The sequence below is a fragment of the Vibrio sp. YT-19(2023) genome (assembly GCF_033337395.1).
This window is the reverse complement of sequence record NZ_JAWOQN010000571.1, coordinates 1-667: the sequence shown is the minus strand read 5'-3', so window position 1 is coordinate 667 and position 667 is coordinate 1. Positions and strand designations below refer to the sequence as shown.

Here is a 667-nt window from a genome sequence, read left to right as displayed (position 1 = left end):
ATTGCCGCCATGAGCCGATCCTCCGGCCACTCGCTGCTGTTCACCTTGGCCAAAATCATGGCCCCCACCAGCACCTTGCGCCTTGTTTCGTTCTTGCGCTCTTGCTGCTGTTCCCTTGCCCGCACCCGCTGAATTTCGGCATTGATTCGCGCTCGTTGTTCTTCGAGCTTGGCCAGCCGATCCGCCGCCTTGTTGCTCCCCTTAACCATCTTGACACCCCATTGTTAATGTGCTGTCTCGTAGGCTATCATGGAGGCACAGCGGCGGCAATCCCGACCCTACTTTGTAGGGGAGGGCGCACTTACCGGTTTCTCTTCGAGAAACTGGCCTAACGGCCACCCTTCGGGCGGTGCGCTCTCCGAGGGCCATTGCATGGAGCCGAAAAGCAAAAGCAACAGCGAGGCAGCATGGCGATTTATCACCTTACGGCGAAAACCGGCAGCAGGTCGGGCGGCCAATCGGCCAGGGCCAAGGCCGACTACATCCAGCGCGAAGGCAAGTATGCCCGCGACATGGATGAAGTCTTGCACGCCGAATCCGGGCACATGCCGGAGTTCGTCGAGCGGCCCGCCGACTACTGGGATGCTGCCGACCTGTATGAACGCGCCAATGGGCGGCTGTTCAAGGAGGTCGAATTTGCCCTGCCGGTCGAGCTGACCCTCGACCA

At 60.4% G+C, this 667-nt stretch carries 1 protein-coding gene and 1 pseudogene; one reads left to right on the top strand and one right to left on the bottom strand.

The window, feature by feature from the left end:
- Positions 1 to 209 (bottom strand): mobilization protein (locus R7E78_RS27205; protein WP_114388589.1); only part of this gene is annotated, 209 nt, incomplete at its 3' end.
- 198 nt (positions 210 to 407) lie between these two features.
- Between R7E78_RS27205 and R7E78_RS27200 the strand changes: the two are divergent.
- Positions 408 to 667 (top strand): annotated as a pseudogene (locus R7E78_RS27200) (DNA primase); the annotation flags it as partial.